The 18635-nt window shown below is 64.7% G+C and carries 16 protein-coding genes and 1 pseudogene; 13 read left to right on the top strand and 4 right to left on the bottom strand.

Annotated features, from left to right (window positions below; genetic code table 11):
* A partial coding sequence (locus K8V11_RS11080; protein WP_303914044.1) for a helix-turn-helix domain-containing protein occupies window positions 1–317 on the bottom strand: 317 nt, incomplete at its 3' end.
* Between the two features lie 95 nt (window positions 318–412).
* Entirely contained in the window at window positions 413–3220 is a 2808-nt protein-coding gene (gene acnA / locus K8V11_RS11075; RefSeq protein ID WP_303914041.1) for an aconitate hydratase AcnA, read from the bottom strand.
* Between the two features lie 276 nt (window positions 3221–3496).
* Between acnA and K8V11_RS11070 the strand changes: the two genes are divergently transcribed.
* From K8V11_RS11070 to K8V11_RS11040, 7 genes are all read left to right on the top strand, one after another.
* The gene (locus K8V11_RS11070; RefSeq protein ID WP_303914038.1) at window positions 3497–4021 is read left to right on the top strand and encodes a DUF6676 family protein; all 525 of its coding nucleotides are present in this window, start codon (window positions 3497–3499) and stop codon (window positions 4019–4021) included.
* A gap of 60 nt (window positions 4022–4081) precedes the next feature.
* On the top strand, window positions 4082–5290 hold the full coding sequence (locus K8V11_RS11065) for a MoxR family ATPase (protein ID WP_303914054.1): 1209 nt from the start codon (window positions 4082–4084) through the stop codon (window positions 5288–5290).
* Between the two features lie 6 nt (window positions 5291–5296).
* A complete protein-coding gene (locus K8V11_RS11060) occupies window positions 5297–6466 on the top strand; it encodes a DUF58 domain-containing protein (protein ID WP_303914035.1) in 1170 nt (389 codons plus the stop codon).
* Window positions 6467–6468: 2 nt separating this feature from the next.
* Window positions 6469–7449 (top strand): VWA domain-containing protein, encoded by a 981-nt coding sequence (locus tag K8V11_RS11055; protein WP_303914051.1) that lies wholly within the window; start codon window positions 6469–6471, stop codon window positions 7447–7449.
* A 65-nt stretch (window positions 7450–7514) separates the two neighbouring features.
* On the top strand, window positions 7515–8261 hold the full coding sequence (gene fabG / locus K8V11_RS11050) for a 3-oxoacyl-ACP reductase FabG (RefSeq protein ID WP_303914032.1): 747 nt from the start codon (window positions 7515–7517) through the stop codon (window positions 8259–8261).
* A gap of 53 nt (window positions 8262–8314) precedes the next feature.
* Entirely contained in the window at window positions 8315–9109 is a 795-nt protein-coding gene (gene inhA, locus K8V11_RS11045) for an NADH-dependent enoyl-ACP reductase InhA (RefSeq protein ID WP_303914029.1), read from the top strand.
* A gap of 76 nt (window positions 9110–9185) precedes the next feature.
* Window positions 9186–10211 (top strand): ferrochelatase, encoded by a 1026-nt coding sequence (locus K8V11_RS11040; RefSeq protein WP_303914047.1) that lies wholly within the window; start codon window positions 9186–9188, stop codon window positions 10209–10211.
* On the opposite strand, the gene K8V11_RS11035 is transcribed toward K8V11_RS11040, so the two are convergent.
* Window positions 10208–11122: a hypothetical protein gene (locus tag K8V11_RS11035; protein WP_303914026.1), complete on the bottom strand. Its 915-nt coding sequence runs from the start codon at window positions 11120–11122 to the stop codon at window positions 10208–10210. The genes K8V11_RS11040 and K8V11_RS11035 overlap by 4 nt on opposite strands.
* Window positions 11123–11192: 70 nt before the next feature.
* On the opposite strand from K8V11_RS11035, the gene K8V11_RS11030 reads away from it, so the two are divergent.
* A complete protein-coding gene (locus K8V11_RS11030; RefSeq protein ID WP_303914023.1) occupies window positions 11193–12002 on the top strand; it encodes a DUF3097 domain-containing protein in 810 nt (269 codons plus the stop codon).
* A gap of 8 nt (window positions 12003–12010) precedes the next feature.
* Here the strand turns inward: K8V11_RS11030 and K8V11_RS11025 are convergent, their stop codons facing one another.
* The gene (locus tag K8V11_RS11025) at window positions 12011–12730 is read right to left on the bottom strand and encodes a TVP38/TMEM64 family protein (RefSeq protein ID WP_303914019.1); all 720 of its coding nucleotides are present in this window, start codon (window positions 12728–12730) and stop codon (window positions 12011–12013) included.
* A 162-nt stretch (window positions 12731–12892) separates the two neighbouring features.
* Between K8V11_RS11025 and K8V11_RS11020 the strand changes: the two genes are divergently transcribed.
* From K8V11_RS11020 to K8V11_RS11000, 5 genes and pseudogenes are all read left to right on the top strand, one after another.
* Window positions 12893–13576, top strand: coding sequence for a heme oxygenase (biliverdin-producing) (locus tag K8V11_RS11020; RefSeq protein WP_303914016.1), 684 nt, complete (start codon window positions 12893–12895; stop codon window positions 13574–13576).
* Between the two features lie 84 nt (window positions 13577–13660).
* Complete coding sequence (locus K8V11_RS11015) at window positions 13661–14014, top strand: DedA family protein (protein ID WP_303914013.1); 354 nt, start codon at window positions 13661–13663, stop codon at window positions 14012–14014.
* 95 nt (window positions 14015–14109) lie between these two features.
* Window positions 14110–16008: a methylmalonyl-CoA mutase family protein gene (locus tag K8V11_RS11010; RefSeq protein ID WP_303914011.1), complete on the top strand. Its 1899-nt coding sequence runs from the start codon at window positions 14110–14112 to the stop codon at window positions 16006–16008.
* 2 nt (window positions 16009–16010) lie between these two features.
* On the top strand, window positions 16011–18254 hold the full coding sequence (gene scpA, locus K8V11_RS11005) for a methylmalonyl-CoA mutase (RefSeq protein ID WP_303914008.1): 2244 nt from the start codon (window positions 16011–16013) through the stop codon (window positions 18252–18254).
* A gap of 6 nt (window positions 18255–18260) precedes the next feature.
* Window positions 18261–18635: pseudogene (locus tag K8V11_RS11000) on the top strand (methylmalonyl Co-A mutase-associated GTPase MeaB); the annotation flags it as partial.

Below are 18635 nucleotides of genomic sequence, written 5' to 3'. Positions count from 1 at the left end.
ATACGGCGGGCGATCTCCAGTCTGGTCCCGAGCCAGGAGAACTCCTGCGGGTCCGCGAGGATCTCCCGCATCACCTGGACGAGCCCCTGCTCGGCGACTGTCCGGGCCATCGCGGCCGCGTCCTCGTACGCCAAGGCCAGAAACAGCGCGTCCTTGTCGTCGAAGTGATGGAAGATCGCACCACGGCTCAGGCCGGTGGCCTCCTCGAGGCGACGCACGGTGGCGCCCTCGAAGCCGTACTCGGCAAAGCAGTCACGCGTCCCGGCGAGGATCTGGTAGCGCCGGGCGTCCATGTGGTCCTGGCTGACCCTGGGCATATGACAACTCTTTCTTCCGAATACACCACGGCGGTGCGAGGTTCTCCTCGTCGGGACGAGAGGAACCGCGCACCGCCGTCTCAGGTGAAGGGGTATCAGCCCTTGATCATGTTGCGCAGGACGAACTGCAGGATGCCGTCGTTGCGGTAGTAGTCCGCCTCGCCGGGGGTGTCGATGCGGACGGTGGCGTCGAACTCCACGGTGTCACCGTTCTGCTTGGTGGCCACGACCTTGACGGTCTTGGGCGTGGTGCCGTTGTTCAGCTCCTCGATCCCGGTGATGTCGAAGGTCTCGGTACCGTCCAGGCCGAGGGTCTCGTGCGATTCGCCCTCGGGGAACTGCAGCGGGATGACGCCCATGCCGATGAGGTTCGAGCGGTGGATGCGCTCGAAGGACTCGGCGATAACCGCCTGCACGCCGAGAAGGCGGGTGCCCTTGGCGGCCCAGTCACGCGAGGAGCCGGTGCCGTACTCCTTGCCACCGAGAACCACGAGCGGGATCTCCTTGGCTGCGTAGTTCTGCGCTGCGTCGTAGATGAACGCCTGCGGTGCACCCTCTTCGGTGAAGTCGCGGGTGTAGCCACCCGAGACACCGTCCAGCAGCTGGTTCTGAAGACGGATGTTGGCGAACGTTCCGCGAATCATCACCTCGTGGTTACCGCGACGGGAACCGAACGAGTTGTAATCGCGGCGAGCGACGCCGTTGGCATCGAGGTACTGGGCGGCGGGCGTGCCCGGCTTGATCGTCGAGGCGGGGGAGATGTGGTCGGTGGTGACCGAATCGCCGAGCTTCGCGAGAACGCGAGCACCCTTGACGTCGGAGACCGGAGCCGGCTCGAGTTCCATGCCGTCGAAGTACGGTGCCTTACGCACGTAGGTCGACTTGTCGTCCCACTCGAAGATCTTGCCCTCGGGGATCGGCAGGTTGCGCCAGCGATCGTCGCCCGCGAACACGTCGGCGTACTTCTCGGTGTACTCCTTGCGGGAGATCGAAGCCTGGATCGTGGTCTCGATCTCCTCGGTGGAGGGCCAGATGTCCTTGAGGAAGACATCGTTACCGTCGTTGTCCTTGCCGAGCGAGTCCGACTCGAAGTCGAAGTCCATCGTGCCCGCGATGGCGTACGCGATGACGAGCGGCGGGGAGGCCAGGTAGTTCATCTTGACGTCAGGGTTGATGCGACCCTCGAAGTTGCGGTTGCCGGAGAGAACGGCAGTCGCGGTGAGGTCATTGTCCTGGATCGCCTTGGAGATGTCCTCGGGCAGCGGGCCCGAGTTACCGATGCAGGTGGTGCAGCCGTAGCCGACCAGGTAGAAGCCGAGCGCCTCGAGGTCGGGCCAGAGCCCGGCGCGCTCGTAGTACTCGGTAACGACCTGCGAGCCCGGTGCCATCGAGGTCTTGACCCAGGGCTTGGCCTTGAGGCCGAGCTCGGCAGCCTTGCGGGCGAGGAGGCCCGCACCGATCATCACCGAGGGGTTCGAGGTGTTGGTGCACGAGGTGATCGAGGCGATCGAGACGATGCCGTGATCGAGGACGATGTTCTCGCCCTCATGCTCGAGCGCCGTGGGATTCGAGGGGCGACCTTCGGCGCCCGCCGAGGCGTCGGCGACGATCGCGTCGCCCTCGGAGAACGTGAGCTTCGCGGCGACGGGGTTGCTCTCCGGCTCGCCTCCCTCGGAGGCCATCTTGGCCTTGGCTGCGTCTGCGTCCTCGGTTTCGGAGACGTAGTTGTGGATGTCCTTGCGGAACGTCGCCTTGGAATCCGAGAGCTCGATGCGGTCCTGCGGACGCTTCGGGCCGGCGATCGAAGGAACGACCGTGGAAAGGTCGAGTTCGAGGTACTCGGAGTACTTGGGCTCCTCGGACTCGGGATCGAGCCACATGCCCTGTTCCTTGGCGTAGGCCTCAACGAGAGCAAGCTGGCTCTCCTCGCGACCGGTCAGACGCAGGTAGTCGATGGTGACATCGTCGATCGGGAAGATCGCGCAGGTCGAACCGAACTCCGGCGACATGTTGCCGATGGTGGCACGGTTGGCCAGCGGCACGGCGGCAACGCCGGCGCCGTAGAACTCGACGAACTTGCCGACGACGCCGTGCTGGCGAAGCATTTCCGTGATCGTGAGGACGACGTCCGTCGCCGTCACACCCGGCTGGATCTCGCCGGAGAGCTTGAACCCGACGACGCGCGGGATGAGCATCGAAATGGGCTGGCCGAGCATCGCGGCCTCCGCCTCGATGCCGCCGACGCCCCAGCCGAGCACGCCGAGGCCGTTCTCCATCGTGGTGTGCGAGTCGGTGCCGACACAGGTGTCGGGGTAGGCCTTCCCGTCGCGGACCATGATCGAACGCGCGAGGTACTCGATGTTGACCTGGTGGACGATGCCGGTGCCCGGGGGGACGACCTTGAAGTCGTCGAACGCGCCCTGGCCCCAGCGGAGGAACTGGTAGCGCTCGCCGTTGCGCTGGTACTCGATCTCGACGTTGCGCTCGAAGGAGTCGCTCGCACCGAACGCCTCGATGATGACCGAGTGGTCGATGACCATCTCGGCCGGGGCGAGCGGGTTGACCTTGTCCGGATCGCCACCGAGGTTCTTCACGGCCTCGCGCATCGTGGCGAGGTCAACGATGCAGGGCACGCCGGTGAAGTCCTGCATGATGACGCGGGCAGGGGTGAACTGGATCTCGGTGTCCGGGTTGGCGCTCGGATCCCAGTTCGCCAAGGCGTTGATGTGGTCCTTGGTGACGTTCGCGCCGTCCTCGGTGCGAAGCAGGTTCTCGGCGAGGACCTTCAGGGAGTACGGAAGCGATTCCGTTCCCGGTACGGCCGAAAGGCGGTAGATTTCGTAGCTTTCGTCGCCAACCTCTAGGGTTCCGCGAGCGTCGAAGCTGTTCTGGCTAGCAGTCACGTCGGCTCCACTCGTTGTTCGATTTGTTTCGTATGCATCTCCCGGGCAGGGAAGACGCGGAGGCAAAGCCGCCACCTCCGACAAGACCGAAGGGGCGTTCGCAAGCACCAATACTATTGTGTACCCACTTACCTCACGCTGCCGCCCAACCTACCAGTACGCCCGTTATATTTAAAGTCTCACCTGGCGGCGTGTCGGGCCTGTGGAACTTGTCATCGTCACCATTGGCGGCGCGCCAAACCTTGTACCAAGGCGTCGTCGTGGCACGATACGGACGTGGCAGATTTAGAGAACATCCCCAAGGCGGACCGCCCCCCGATGCCGTTGCTGGGCAACGACTGGATGGAGTGGGCGCAGTTCGACGAGGTAAATGCGGATTTGTCTGCCGGAAATATCTCAGCCCCCGATGAGCTTGTCGAAGGACTGGAGCCGGTCGTCGACCACGCGGCGAATAACGGGGTAGACCTCAGCATCGTCGTCACCGACCAGGAGATCGGGGTCTACTCGCAGGCACGCGACATGGCGACCCGGCTGTCGAACGACCACGAAGGCACGATCGTCGTGTTCACCCCCGATTACGTGGGATCACATTCGGACTCGATTTCCCGTTCGGTCCTCGAGGCGGGGCAGGATGATGCATACCGGGAGGACAATCCCATCGAAGCGGCCGCCGCTTTCGAGGCTCGGATCACCCAGCCGGCTCCGCCCTGGGGGATCTATGCAACTGGCACGGTAGTGCTCATCATCGTGCTCATCGTCGTATTCGTGCTGGCGATCAAGCGACGCGCCCAGGGCCAGTAGCCTGGCCGGTAGGGTGACGCAAGACCGCGAAGAATAAGGAGCACTCGTTTCGTGACAGACATATCTTCAAGCTCGTCCAGTTCACGCTCCTCAGGCGAGGATGACGCCAAGGTCCTGGAGCAGCTGCTCTATCAGGTCAAGAAAGTCATCGTCGGGCAGGACGCGATGCTCGAAATGGTTCTCGCGGGATTGCTCGCCCGCGGTCACGTACTCCTCGAGGGTGTGCCGGGTGTGGCAAAGACGCTGACGGTCGAGACATTCGCGAAAGTCATCGGCGGATCGTTCTCCCGTCTGCAGTTCACGCCCGACCTGGTGCCGTCCGATATCGTCGGCACGCGCATCTACCGTCAGGGGAGCGAGACCTTCGACGTCGAACTCGGCCCAGTGATGGCGAACTTCGTGCTCGCGGACGAGATCAACCGCGCACCGGCGAAGGTGCAGTCGGCGCTGCTGGAGGTCATGGCCGAGGGGCACGTCTCCGTCGGCGGCAACACTTTCGACGTGCCGAAGCCCTTCCTCGTCCTCGCGACGCAGAACCCCATCGAGAACGAGGGCGTATACCCGCTTCCCGAAGCCCAGCGCGACCGCTTCCTGTTCAAGCTTCTCGTCGACTACCCCTCGGCAGAGGAGGAGCGTGAAATCGTCTACCGGATGGGCAGCACTCCGCCGGAGGCCTCCCAGCTTCTCGATACCGATCAGCTCGCCACGATGCAGGCTCGGGTGCGCGAGGTATTCGTCCACCATTCACTGATCGATTACGTCGTGCGCGTCGTCGAGGCAACGCGTACGCCCGAGCAGTTCGGATTGAACGATGTGTCGCGGTGGCTTTCCTACGGGGCATCACCGCGAGCCACGCTCGGCGCCATCAGCGCAGCCCGTGCGATCGCTCTGATCCGCGGGCGCGATTATGTCGTTCCGCAGGACGTTGTCGACGTCCTTCCGGCCGTGCTCCGTCACCGCCTCGTACTCACATACGATGCGCTCGCCGACGAGGTCGATGCCGAGTCGATCATCGGTCACGTCCTGTCCGCGGTTCCGCTTCCGCAGGTATCCGCGTCGGGCGGGCCGAATCCGGTCCAACCTCACATGCCCGCCGCACCGGTGGGAGGACCTGGACGGCCCATGCCTGCGACCGGACAATCGCCTCAGGCTCAGCCCGGAGCCGCCGGACCCGCCGCATCTCGTCCCGAGAACGGCCCGCAGCATGCTGCCCACGATCGGCCGACCACGTGGGGACAGCAGGGCCCGCAGCAGAACCCGCAGGACTAGGGCCCAATGCGTTCGACTCATTCCGAGGAAGACCCGGACACGGCGCCGCGAGGTCGCGACACGGTACTGAGCTCGGCGAGCACCCGCGCGCGTATCGCCCGGCTCGAACTCACGGTGTTGCGAAAGATCGACGGTGTCCTGCTGGGCAATTATCAGGGTCTGATCCCCGGGCCCGGATCGGAACCGGGGGAGAGTCGCGAGTATCAGGTCGGCGATGACGTCCGCCTGATGGACTGGTCGGTAACGGCGCGCACCACGGTCCCTCACGTACACCAGACCATTGCCGACCGGGAATTGGAGACGTGGCTACTTGTCGACCTGTCTCCGTCCGTCGACGCCGGAAGCCATATCGACGAAAGCGGCAACGTGGTCACCAAACGTGACCTCGCGCTCGCCGCGTCCGCGACGTTCGGCCTGCTGGCCTCCAACGCGGGCAATCGCGTCGGCGTGGTGATCGTCGGTGGCGCGGACCCCGTGATCGTGCCTCCGTCGGCGGGCAAGGAACACGTTCGCAGCATTTTGGAGCTCGTGGCGACGACGCCGTCCGCCGTCATAAATGATGACCCGACGGACGACGAAGATGCCGCGCAGGCGGGGCAAGACGCGGGCCAGGGACGGGGAGGGAGCTCCGACGCCGGGGCGCAGAGCGGTGGTCTGCGCGGTCGGGCGGCGCGCGCCTGGCAGAGGATTAGGCCGCGCAAGCCTGATCGCCCTGAGCCGCACAAGGATTCCGGTATCGAACGTGGCGCCACGGCGCTGCGTGGCCTAGCACGCCGGCGCGGACTGATCGTCGTCATCTCCGATTTCCTCGGAGACATGGACTGGGAGCGCTCGCTGCGGGTGTTGTCGACGCGGCAGCAGATCGTCTCGGCGCGGGTCACCGATCCGCTTGACGTCGCGCTGCCGCAAATCGGCAATGTCTCGCTGCGCGATCCGGTCAGCGGGGAAGTGCTCGATGTCGATGTCAATGCCGAGCAGGCCGCCAACTACCAGTACGCGGCGCGACGGCATCGCCGCGAGGTTGTCACCGCGCTGCGCCACTGTGGTGCACCGATCCTCGCACTGCGGACCGACCGCGACTGGGTCCGCGACGTCATCGAGTTCGCCGGGATGCGCAGGCGCGGCGCCTTCCCCGACGGGGAGCGGGCGCTCGCCGATTTGGAGATGACCCCATGAAGTTGAGCGTGACAGATTTCCAACACCCGTGGTGGCTTCTGCTCATCGTCGTGCCCATCGCCCTCGCCGCCGGGTACGTGTTGGCGCAGCGCTCCAAGCGCAGGCGCAGTATCCGTTTCGGCAACATGCAGGCGTTGCGGGCGAGCCGCACCGATCGACGAAACTGGCTGGTCCATGTGCCTGCAGTGGCACTTGTCCTCGGCCTGGTGGCACTCGTCATCGCGCTGGGGGCGCCGCAGGCCGAGCAGCGCGAGGAACGAAACCGGGCGACCGTAATGCTCGTCATGGATGTGTCGCTGTCGATGGAGGCAACCGATGTGGCGCCCTCGCGGTTGCAGGCGGCGCAGATCGCAGCGAAGGATTTTGCCAACAATCTCACCGCCGGCGTCAACCTCGGCCTGGTGAGCTTCGCCGGTACGTCGAATCTCCTCGTCGCCCCGACCACCGATCGAGGCCCAGTCGAACGCGCCGTCGACGGGCTGGAGCTCGACCAGCGCACTGCGACCGGCGAGGCCATCTACTCCGCCACGCAGGCCGTCGAATCGTTCTCGGCGAGCCTCGGCGGACCCGATGCCGCGCCGCCCGCTCGTATCGTGCTCCTCTCCGACGGCAAGGAGACGATTCCACAGGATCCAAATGCCGAGCGCGGCGCATTCAGCGCGGCGCGTGCCGCCAAGGAGAAGGAGATCCCGGTGTCCACGATCTCCTTCGGCACAATCGACGGGTACGTCGAAATCGAAGGCACCAAGCAGACCGTCCCGGTGGACGACGCCTCCCTCGAGGAGATCGCGAACCTCTCCGGCGGCGAGGCTTATACGGCGTCGAGCCTGGAAGAACTCGATCAGGTGTACTCGACGCTCGAGGAACAGATCGGCTACGAGTACCGGTTGTCGGACGCGAGTCGTCCCTGGCTCATCGTGGGGTCGATTCTCGCCTTCATCTCCGCGGGTCTCTCCCTGAGCACAAGCCAGCGACTTCCGTAGAGGCAACCCGGGCCAACCGCCCCGCAGATGGCACGAGCACTCTACTCGTGCGTTAGGTTGGAGCCATGGCAGACACTGCACAAGACCCGTCAGGCTTCGTCGCTCGTTCCGTTCTCGTGACCGGCGGTAACCGCGGAATCGGCCGCGCCATCGCCGAGCGTCTACTCGCGGACGGTCACAAGGTCGCGGTCACCACGCGTGCCACCTCGGCCGGATCGGCACCCGAGGGTGCGCTCGTCGTCGAATGCGATATCACCGACTCCGTGTCGATCGACGCCGCCTTCACGACTGTCGAGGCCGAGCACGGGGCCGTCGAGGTTCTCGTCGCCAACGCCGGAACCAACAAGGACACCCTGCTCATGCGCATGAACGAGGCGGACTTCGCCGGGGTCGTCGACGCAAATCTCACGGGCGCATTCCGTCTGGCCAAACGCGCAAACCGCGCCATGCTGCGCTCGCGTTTCGGCCGCGTCATCTTCATCGGTTCGGTCGTGGGCCTCGCCGGCACTGCCGGGCAGGCGAATTACGCCGCCTCGAAGGCCGGGCTCGTCGGCCTCGCCCGCTCGATCGCCCGCGAGGTTGGTTCGCGGTCCATCACCGCCAACGTGGTCACCCCTGGCTTCATCGACACGGATATGACGGCGCAGATGCCGGAAAACGTCCGGGAGCAGGCGCTGGCGGCGATCCCTATGGCACGTTACGGCCGGCCGGAGGACGTCGCGGGAGTCGTGTCATGGCTCGCCGGTGACGATTCCGCGTACGTCAATGGCGCTGTGATCCCCGTCGACGGGGGACTCGGAATGGGCCATTAACCGGGCGGTCCACGGATTCGGCATTCACACTCGAAATATCAAAAGGGGAGACCATGGGCTCGGCACTTGACGGCAAGACAATTCTCATCACCGGAGTCATCACCGACGCGTCGATCGCATTCAGCATCGCCAAGAAGGCGCAGGAGGAGGGTGCGAACGTCATCCTCACCGGGTTCGGCCGCGTGTCGCTGGTCAAGGCGATTGCGAAGCGTCTGCCGGAAACCCCGCCGGTTGTCGAGCTCGACGTGCAGAACGAAGAGCACCTGTCCACGCTCGCCGAACGCCTACGCGAACACACGGACCACATTGACGGCGTGGTGCATTCGATCGGCTTTGCCCCGCCGAGTGCAATGGGAGATGGTTTCCTCGACACCTCGTACGACGACGTCTCCACGGCCATCGAGATCTCCTCGTATTCCTACGCGGCACTCGCGAAGGCAGTACTGCCGCTCATGTCGAGCGGTGGATCGATCGTGGGCATGAACTTTGACCCGCGCACCGCAATGCCGTTCTACAACTGGATGTCGGTAGCCAAGAACGCCCTCGAGTCCATCAACCGCTATGTGGCGCGGGAGCTCGGCCCGAAGGGAATTCGCTCCAACCTCGTGTCTGCCGGCCCGATCAAGACGCTCGCGGCCAAGTCCATCGCCGGTTCCGCCATCGGGGACGGAAACGAGCTCGACCAGCTTCAGACCGAATGGGCCAAGCGTGCCCCGCTCGGTTGGGATGTCAACGATGCCGCTCCGGTCGCGGCGACCGTCGTCGCCGCGCTGTCCGACCTCATGCCTGCGACCACCGGAACGGTGATCTACGCCGACGGAGGCTTTGGTTCCGTTGCCTTCGCCTGAGAACACGTCTTTCACTCCCACCACCCCGGCCCCGACCCTCACCCCGTCAGCGGCAGGGAGCGGACCCGTCGACGCGCTGATCCTGCTGTCGTTCGGCGGGCCGGAGTCGCCCGAGGACGTCATGCCCTTTCTCGAGAACGTGACCCGCGGGCGGGGGATTCCGCGCGAGCGGCTCGAAGAGGTTGCCGAGCACTACTATCACCTCGGCGGCAGAAGCCCACTCAACGACCTCAACCTCGAGATCATCGAGAATATCCGCGCCGAGCTGGCGGCGCGCGGACGTGAGCTTCCGGTGTTCTTCGCCAACCGCAATTGGGCGCCTTACATCGAGGACGTCACCGCAGAGCTCGCCGAGCGAGGAATCGCCAGGGCAGCGGTGTTCGCGACGTCCGCGTGGGCCGGATACTCCGGGTGCGGCCAGTACCACGAGGACATCGCGCGCGCCCGCGCCGCGGTGGGTGACAGTGCTCCGGAGATGATCAAGCTGGGACAATTCTTTTCGACCGAGAAGTTCATCTCCACATTCGCCGCTGCAACGAGGGCACAACTCGAAGCCGCCCGCGACGCCGGAGAACGGCCACGACTCGTCTTCACCGCCCATTCCATCCCCTTGTCCGCCGACAAGGCCGCCGGCCCGGGCGAGGAGAGCCGAGGGCTCTACAGCCGTCAGGTCCGTTCCACGGCGGAACTCGTTGCCTCGGCGGTCGGCGTGGACGATTTCGACCTCGTCTGGCAATCGCGTTCCGGACCGCCTCAGGTCCAGTGGCTCGAGCCCGACATCGTCGACCATGCAACTGCACTGGCTGATGCGGGGGAGACCTCGCTCGTCGTGTGTCCCATCGGGTTCATCTCCGACCATGTCGAGGTCGTGTGGGATCTCGACAACGAACTCGCCGAGGAGTGCGAGTCGCTCGGAGTCTCCCTGAGGCGCGTCGCCACTCCCGGAGACACCCCTGAGTTCGCTCGCCTGGTGCTCGATCTCCTCGCCGAAGTCGAAACCGGCACGGGCCCCGAACGGCTCGGAGAAGTGCCGTCTTACGGGTGCCGCGCCAACGGCGTCTCGTGTGGGACCGCGTGCTGCGACATCCCCGGCCGTCGTTAGTTCGCCCAGGACTGGGCGTTCGGATCCCGGTACGCCGGGGAGTTCGCCGATCCGGAACGTGCCCGGAACTGCTCGAGCTGTTCGGCCGCGAAGCCGGACACCGCGGCCCTTCGTGCAAGGTTGACGGCGGACTGAAGCTTCCACAAAGCCGGCTGTTGTTCCGCGGGCGCTCCTCGCCGCGATTCCGCGGCGTTGGCCATCATCCTGATGTTCTCGATCGTGTCGGCGCGCTCGATGAGCTGCGCCGCGCGGCCACCGAACGCCGAAGGTAAATCGGTGGGCATGTTCTCCGGCATCGCCGGTGCGGAACCTTCGCCCGCTCTGAAGGCACCGGAGGACGCGGCGATGATCTCCGCGGCCCCGTGAACCGAATCGGTGAGCTCGGCCGTGGCGTGCGAGATCGACGGCGCCTGTGGCGCCATCGGCACCTCGGAGAACAGCCGTACGTTCCAGACGTGTTCCGTGCGGGCCGGGGGAATAGCCACCACCGCCGTCATACTTGAACGGGGTTCGCGCAGTATGACGACGCCGCCCTGTGACATCGCGTGGGCTGAGAGCTCGGAGTGCGGAGGCAGCGCCGACAGGTCTCCGGCAGTGGCGGGCGCGAGGGTGAGCACTTCGGCGGCTTCTACAGATGTATCGGAGGCGGCGATCGCGCGGAGCAGGAGCACCGATTCCGTGTACAGCTTCCCGACGTCGAGCATCGCCGTACCATCTGCCGCGCCCAGCTCGGCGCGGAAGCGCTCCCAGTGCGCGCCCTCCGCGGACAAGTCTCGGCCGAAACCGTCGCCTAGCGCGACTTTCGCGAGCGGGGATGCCCCGAGAAGGGCGTGGATTCCGGCATCGATCGCCGCACCTCCCCAGGCTGCGGAGGGCAGGTGCGCGGCGAAAGTGGGCAAACAGGTGTGCATCGGCGACAACGGTACGCCTGTCGCGTGTCATCACGCAGCTCGGAAGGGGGCCGACGTAATATTTGGTGCCATGGCTGATCGATACGGACGTGACGTTCTCTCCACCCCGCGACGGTCGAAGCGCGATTTTCGCGTAGTCGCCGCCGAGAAGGATCTCGTCGTCGAGGATGCACTCAGCGGCTTTTGTGGGGCGATTGTCGGCGTGACTCGCAACCCCGATGGGGAGTTCGCGCAGCTCGAGGACCGTCACGGGCTGATCAGGCTGTTCAAGATGCGTCCGGGTGGGTTTCTCATCGATGGGGAGACAGTGACCCTGGAAAAGCCCAAGCCCAAGAAGCAGGGACCGGTACGCACGGCTTCGGGTTCCCGCCGGGTAGAGGGTCTTCGCGCCAGGACGGCTCGGGCGGGGCGCATCTGGGTCGAGGGACTGCACGATGCCGCGCTGGTCGAGAAAATCTGGGGCCACGACCTGAGGGTCGAGGGAGTGGTGGTCGAGCCCCTCGGCGGCATCGACGATCTGGGGCCGAAGATCGCCGAGTTCGCCCCGAACGACGATGCCCGTCTCGGGGTGCTCGTCGATCACCTCGTCCAGGGGTCGAAGGAGTCGCGACTGGTGCAAAACGTCGGCCAGTATGTTCTGGTGACCGGACACCCGTATGTCGATATCTGGCAGGCGGTGAAGCCGAGCGTCGTCGGAATCGATGCCTGGCCCGACGTTCCCATGGGGGAGGACTGGAAGACCGGCGTGTGCAAGCGCGTGGGCTGGACGGATCCACGCGATGCCTGGGCACACATCCTGTCTTCTGTGTCTTCGTTCCGAGACATCGAACCGGCGCTGCTCGGCGCCGTCGAACAGCTCGTAGACTTCGTGACCGAGTAGCTTCGGTGCTAACGCGCTTCGGCGCCCGGCTCGCCTCCGCCTGGGAATTTCGGTGGGCGGGTGGGCACTCGGGAATCGATAAACAGACCGATTAGGCCGAGAAGCGCGATGACCACCGTCGCCACGATCGCTTTTTCTCCTGCACCTGTGGTGAGCGAATTGCCGAATATGATCGCCGCCGCCGTTCCCGGAACGCTTCCCACCATCGTCGCCACAAGAAACGGGCGCCAGCCCATCGGCGTGAGCGCCGCGGCGTAGTTGAGCACAGAGAACGGCACGGCAGGGACCATGCGCAGGCTGAGGACCGCGGCCCATCCGCGTCTGGCCAGGTGGGTATTGATTCCGTCGAGGCGAGGGTGGCTTCGCAGGGGCGCGGCGACGTCGTAGCCGAAGCGACGGATGCCGTAGAAGGCTGCGCCGGCGGAGATCGCGCTTGCTCCCAGGCACACCGCTAGCGCGGTGCCTGGCGCGAATAGCACGCTCGCGGCATAGGTGAAGGTCGACCGCGGGATAGGCAGAATGCACGCCGCGGCGTGGGCGACGAAAAACGCCACCACAAACCAGGATCCGAGCTCGACCGACCACACACGGATGTCCGCCAACTCCGGCAGGGGCAGCATCGTGGCCGCGACGAACAACGCCACAAGCGCGAGAACGAAGACCGCCACGCGCATTACGGATACGTGGCCGTCCTTATGGTCATCGACCGGTTCGTTGTCCGACGTCATCCTGCAAGGGTAGTACGCCCCGACTGTCGACCAGCTACCAGCTTTATCAGTCTAAGATAGGATAGGCTTTCATACTTTTGGTTGATGTCCTACAGGGGCCCGTCAAATACGTTCTTGGGTACAAGCCCACCCTTGTGCCCTACAGAAGGACAGCGAGACAACATGACCGCAACTGAGATTTCCCACGCGACGGCGTTCTCCACCGAACTCAAGAGTGCTACCGCGAAAGTCCACGAGGAGGCCGAGCACAGCATCTTCATGGACACCCTGTTGCGCGGGGATCTGGACGCATCGACGGGAACGGCCGCGCTCGCCGCTCTCCATGCGCAGTACCTCCACGTCTACGACGCGCTCGAAGACGCAATAGGCGCGCACGCCAATTCCGAGTTCCTTGCTCCCTTGCATGATGCGCGGCTCGAGCGCACGGCCTCGCTACGCGCGGACCTTGATGCGCTCTCCGCCGCCGGCGTCGAGTTCGAGCGCGAGCCGCATGCTCCCACGCAGGCTTATGTCGCCGAGCTTCGAGAGCTCGGGGCGTCGGATTCGCGCGAGGCCGCGGCGTCGCTCGCGGGGCACCACTACGTGCGCTACCTCGGCGACCTCTCGGGCGGCCAAGTCGTATCCCGCCTGGTGTCGAGGGCGTATTCGATTCCGGCGGAGTCGCTGAGCTTCTACTCCTTCGACATCGAAAAGCCGAAGGTCTTCAAGGACTCCTACCGCGCGGCACTCGATCAGCTTCCGCTGGACGAGGCCACCCGCGCCCTGGCGCTCGCCGGCGCCTCGAATGCCTTCGCACACAACACGGCGCTATTCCGAGCGCTCGAACCAGTGGTAGCCGAATCGTAGGCCGAGTAGAAAAGAGTCGACGGTGCCGTCCCGACCCACGGCGCCCGCCCATATATGGAAGCAATCCGTGAATTACCGTTCGCCATGGCGTTCGGCATCCTGTTCGTGATCGTCATGCTGCGCGCCAACGCCACCTATTGGCTCGGTCGTGCGGCCGACAGTGGTGGCCGAAAGTCCCGGCGCCTGCAGAACCGACTCGAGGGCAAATCCATGTACCGCGCCCGCGACATCATGGCGACATGGGGCGTGGCGGCGGTCCCGCTGTCCTTTCTCACCATCGGCCTGCAGACGGCGATCAATTTTTCCGCGGGCGCGATGCGAATGCCGGTGCGCCGTTATCTTCCTGCGGTGACGGTCGGCTCAATCATCTGGGCGACCATCTACGCCACTGCAGGGACCGTACTTTTCACTGTGATTTGGAACGCAATCAGCGGTTAGCTTTAATTAACACAACCTGTCGATTATAAATTGAAACACGTTCGACTAAGGTTGCTCCGCAGACGAAGTCCATATCCAACAGGAAGGCATCAGGCGTGGTTTCACCTGATCAACCGCACGGCAGTTCCGGCGATTCGCAGCTGGCCGAAGGCTTTTCCATCTGGGAAAAGGATGTCGTCAATGTTCTCGCCAAGACGTCCCGGAAGGATCCGGACGAGATGCCGGAAGACGCCTGGCGCTCGTTGATCCACACCACGCCCGACGGAATCGCGGTCAACCCCCTGTACACGGGCCTCGACGCTATTCCTGAGCATCCCGCGCCGGGCCAGTTCCCCTTCGTTCGCGGTGGCAAGCGCGAAGGCCTGCCCGAAAGCGCTTGGCACGTCACCGAGCACTTCCGCTGCGAAGGCGACCCCAAATCCGCGAACGATCTCCTTCTGAGTTCCCTTGGACATGGCACCTCCGCGCTGTCTCTCGATGTCTCCGCCGCGGATCTTCCCTCCGTGCTCGACGGGGTTTTCCTCGAACTCGCACCCATAATCGTTGACGCAGGAGGCGACACTCCCGAAACCACCACGGCTCTCTTCTCGCTTATCGACGGGGCTGCGGGGTCCGGAGTGCTGACCGGGGAGCGGGAGGACGTCAGGGTGCTCGCTTCGTGCGCCCCCGCGACCGCTTCCGTATTCGGCTACGCCTCGGCGAGCGCGGACGAGGCGACCAGCCTGGCCGTCGCCGCCGCAGAGCGGGGCGAAAGCGTCCGGACCCTACTCGCCGACGGCGCGAGCGCACATGAGCGCGGCGCGACCGACGGGCAGGAGCTCGGAATCGCCCTGGCCGCGGCCGTCGAGTACGTTCGGCGTCTGGTCGACGCGGGCATGACGACCGCCCGAGCTCTCGACCAGATCTGGTTCCGTTTCTCTGCGACCCCCGATCAGTTCGCGACGATCGTCAAAATGCGCGCCGCGCGAGCTCTGTGGGCTCGGGTGTGTGAGGTACTCGGCGAGCCGGAACGAGGGGATGCTCCGCAGCATGCGGTCACCTCTCTCGCCGCCTCGACGCGGCGCGACCCCTACGTCAACATGCTCCGTTCCACCGTCGCCGCATTTGCCGCGGGTGTTGGCGGCGCCGAGTACGTCACGGTCAACGCCTTCGACGCCGCCCTCGACGGCGGACTCTCCGGGACGTCGCGTACATTCGCAGGCCGCATGGCGCGAAACACCCAACTTCTTCTCATCGAGGAGTCCCATCTCGGTCACGTCGTCGATCCCGCCGGCGGCTCCTGGTACGTGGAGTCCCGTACCACCGAGCTGTCGGAAACGGCATGGGAATACTTTCAGCAGATCGAGTCCGCCGGGGGCTTGACCTCGTCGACCGACAAGATCGCCTCCGACCTCGAGGCCGCGCGCGAGGCCCGCGCTACTCTCGTGGCCAAGAGGAAGCACCCACTCACGGGCTTGAGCGAATTCCCCAATCTCGCGGAGAACCCCCTCCCGAAGGAGCAGCGAGCCCCGCAACGATACTTCTACGGCGAAGACTACGAATCGCTGCGAGACCGCTCCGACGACTTTCTCGACCAGACCGGAGAACGCCCCACGGTCGCATTCTTCGGCCTGGGCAAGATCGCCGAACGTAGCGCGCGCAATACTTTCGTCGTCAATCTCTTCGCCGCCGGCGGCATCGTCGCTCACGACGTCGCAGTGACGGCGGTCGACGAATACGCGCAGGCTGCGAAGGACTTCGTCGATTCTCCACTGGGTTCGGCGCAGGGATCGTTCATCGCGGTGCTCTGCGGCGCCGACAAGCGGTACGCGGAGTCCGGGGCCAACGCGGTCGCTGCGCTGCGGGACGCGGGCGCCGATGCCGTGTACGTCGCCGGCTCGGCGAAGAGCTTTGCCGATGCAGAAGGCCGAAACAGACCGGACGAGTTTCTTTCCATGGGGGTGGATGTCATCGAGATCATGTCGGGCATCGCTTCGCAGTTAGGAGTCAAGTAAACATGACCATCCCTGACTTTTCTTCCATCCCATTCCGCGGAGACGACACTCCCGCCGCCGCCACCGACAAGGCGGCCGCGCCGTCTGGGGTCTGGGAAACGCCCGAAGGCATCTCGGTCAAGCGCGTCTACACCAAGCAGGACCGAGACGAGCTCGCCCGGCCTGCCGGCGACGCCACGGCGTACCCCGTCGACACGTTCCCGGGCCGCGCTCCTTTCCTCCGCGGCCCGTACCCGACGATGTATGTGAACCAGCCTTGGACGATCCGACAGTATGCGGGATTCTCGACGGCCGCGGAATCAAATGCCTTCTACCGCCGTAACCTTGCGGCAGGACAGAAGGGGCTTTCGGTCGCCTTCGACCTTGCAACGCACCGCGGGTACGACTCGGACCATCCGCGAGTCGCGGGCGATGTGGGCATGGCGGGTGTCGCGATCGATTCGATCCTCGACATGCGGGAGCTTTTCGACGGTATCGACCTGTCTCAGGTTTCGGTGTCGATGACGATGAACGGCGCGGTTCTCCCAATTCTCGCGCTTTATATCATCGCAGCCGAGGAACAGGGTGTCAGTCCCGAGCAGCTCGCGGGAACGATTCAGAACGACATCCTCAAAGAGTTCATGGTGCGAAACACCTACATCTATCCGCCGGAACCTTCGATGCGGATCATTTCGGACATCTTCTCCTACACTTCGCAGAAGATGCCCCGATTCAACTCGATCTCGATCTCGGGCTATCACATCCAGGAAGCGGGGGCCACGGCCGATCTGGAGCTGGCATACACGCTCGCCGACGGCGTCGAATACATCCGTGCCGGCTTGGACGCAGGGCTCGACATCGATGCGTTCGCGCCTCGCCTGTCGTTCTTCTGGGCGATCGGAATGAATTTCTCCATGGAGGTCGCAAAGCTTCGCGCCGGCAGGTTGCTGTGGAGCGAATTGGTGGAGAAATTCTCCCCGAAGAATCCGAAATCGCGCTCGTTGCGTACGCACTCGCAGACCTCGGGATGGTCGCTCACCGCCCAGGATCCGTTCAACAATGTCGCCCGTACCTGCATCGAGGCGATGGCTGCGACGCAAGGGCACACCCAGTCACTTCACACCAATGCACTGGACGAAGCCCTCGCATTGCCGACGGACTTCTCCGCCCGGATCGCGCGGAACACCCAGCTGCTCCTCCAGCAGGAGTCCGGAAACGTTCGCCCGATCGACCCGTGGGCAGGCTCGTACTACATCGAGTCCCTCACCGCACAGCTTGCCGACAAGGCACGCGAGAATATCCGGGAAATCGAAGAAGCCGGCGGCATGGCCAAGGCAATCGGTGAGGGTATTCCCAAGCTGCGCATCGAGGAAGCCGCCGCCCGCACACAGGCACGCATCGATTCCGGTCGTCAGCCGGTCATCGGTATCAACAAATACGTCGTGCCCGAGGACCAGGAGATCGAGGTTCTCAAGGTCGAGAACTCCCGAGTCCGCGCCGAACAGATTGAGAAGCTCAAAAAGCTACGGGCCGAGCGCGACGAGACCGCCTGCCAGGCCGCTCTCGATCGGCTCACGGAAGCAGCACGGCAGCCCGCAGGATCCTCGTTGGACAACAACTTGCTCGCGCTCGCTGTCGACGCGGCTCGCGCCCACGCCAGCGGCGGAGAGATCTCCGACGCACTGGAAAAGGTCTACGGTCGACACAAGGCAGAGATCAAAACGCTTTCGGGTGTCTACCGGCAGGAAGTCGTCAAGGAGGGCGCCGTGAACAACGTCGACCGAGCGATCGAACTGGCCGACGCCTTCGCCAAGGAAGAGGGACGCAGGCCCCGTATTCTCATCGCGAAGATGGGCCAGGACGGCCACGACCGCGGCCAGAAAGTCGTAGGTACAGCCTTCGCCGACCTCGGCTTCGACGTCGATATGGGCCCACTGTTCCAAACTCCGGAGGAAGTGGCGCGCCAGGCCGCAGACAACGACGTTCACGCCATCGGCGTATCATCGCTCGCCGCCGGCCACCTCACGCTGGTTCCCGCTCTTCGCAAAGCGCTCGCCGACGTAAACCGCGAAGACATCCTCGTCACCGTCGGCGGCGTCATTCCCCCAGGGGACTTCGACGAGCTCCGCGAAGCCGGAGCTGCCGCGATCTTCCCGCCCGGAACCGTAATCGCGGAGTCTGCGATCGAGCTCATCGGCCTGTTGGCCTCCGACCTCGGCATCAATCTTCCCGATTCTCCGGAAGTGACGCACGGCAAGGGGGCGTGATCTCCCGTGGTACAGAAACGCCCGTCGATCGACGTCGCCGGCCTGGCCGCAGCCGTTCGCGAGGACGACCGCTCGCAGGTGGCGCGAGCCATCACTCTCGTCGAATCCTCGGCGAGGCGCCACCGTGCGAGCGCGCAGGCTCTGCTCATGGAGCTGTTGCCGGATTCGGGTAACGCCCTGCGCGTCGGGATCACCGGCGTACCCGGTGTAGGGAAGTCGACCTTCATCGAATCGCTGGGGATGAAACTCATCGAGGAGGGCCATAAGGTGGCCGTCCTCGCCGTCGACCCTTCTTCCACGCGCACCCGCGGCTCGATTCTCGGCGACAAGACCCGCATGGCGAACCTATCGGTCAACGACAAGGCCTACATTCGGCCGTCA

Origin of the sequence: Dietzia timorensis (genome assembly GCF_020742175.1) — a bacterium.
Lineage (GTDB): Bacteria > Actinomycetota > Actinomycetes > Mycobacteriales > Mycobacteriaceae > Dietzia > Dietzia timorensis_A.
Note: the sequence above shows the minus strand (reverse complement) of the source record. Positions and strands in the feature narration are given on the sequence as shown.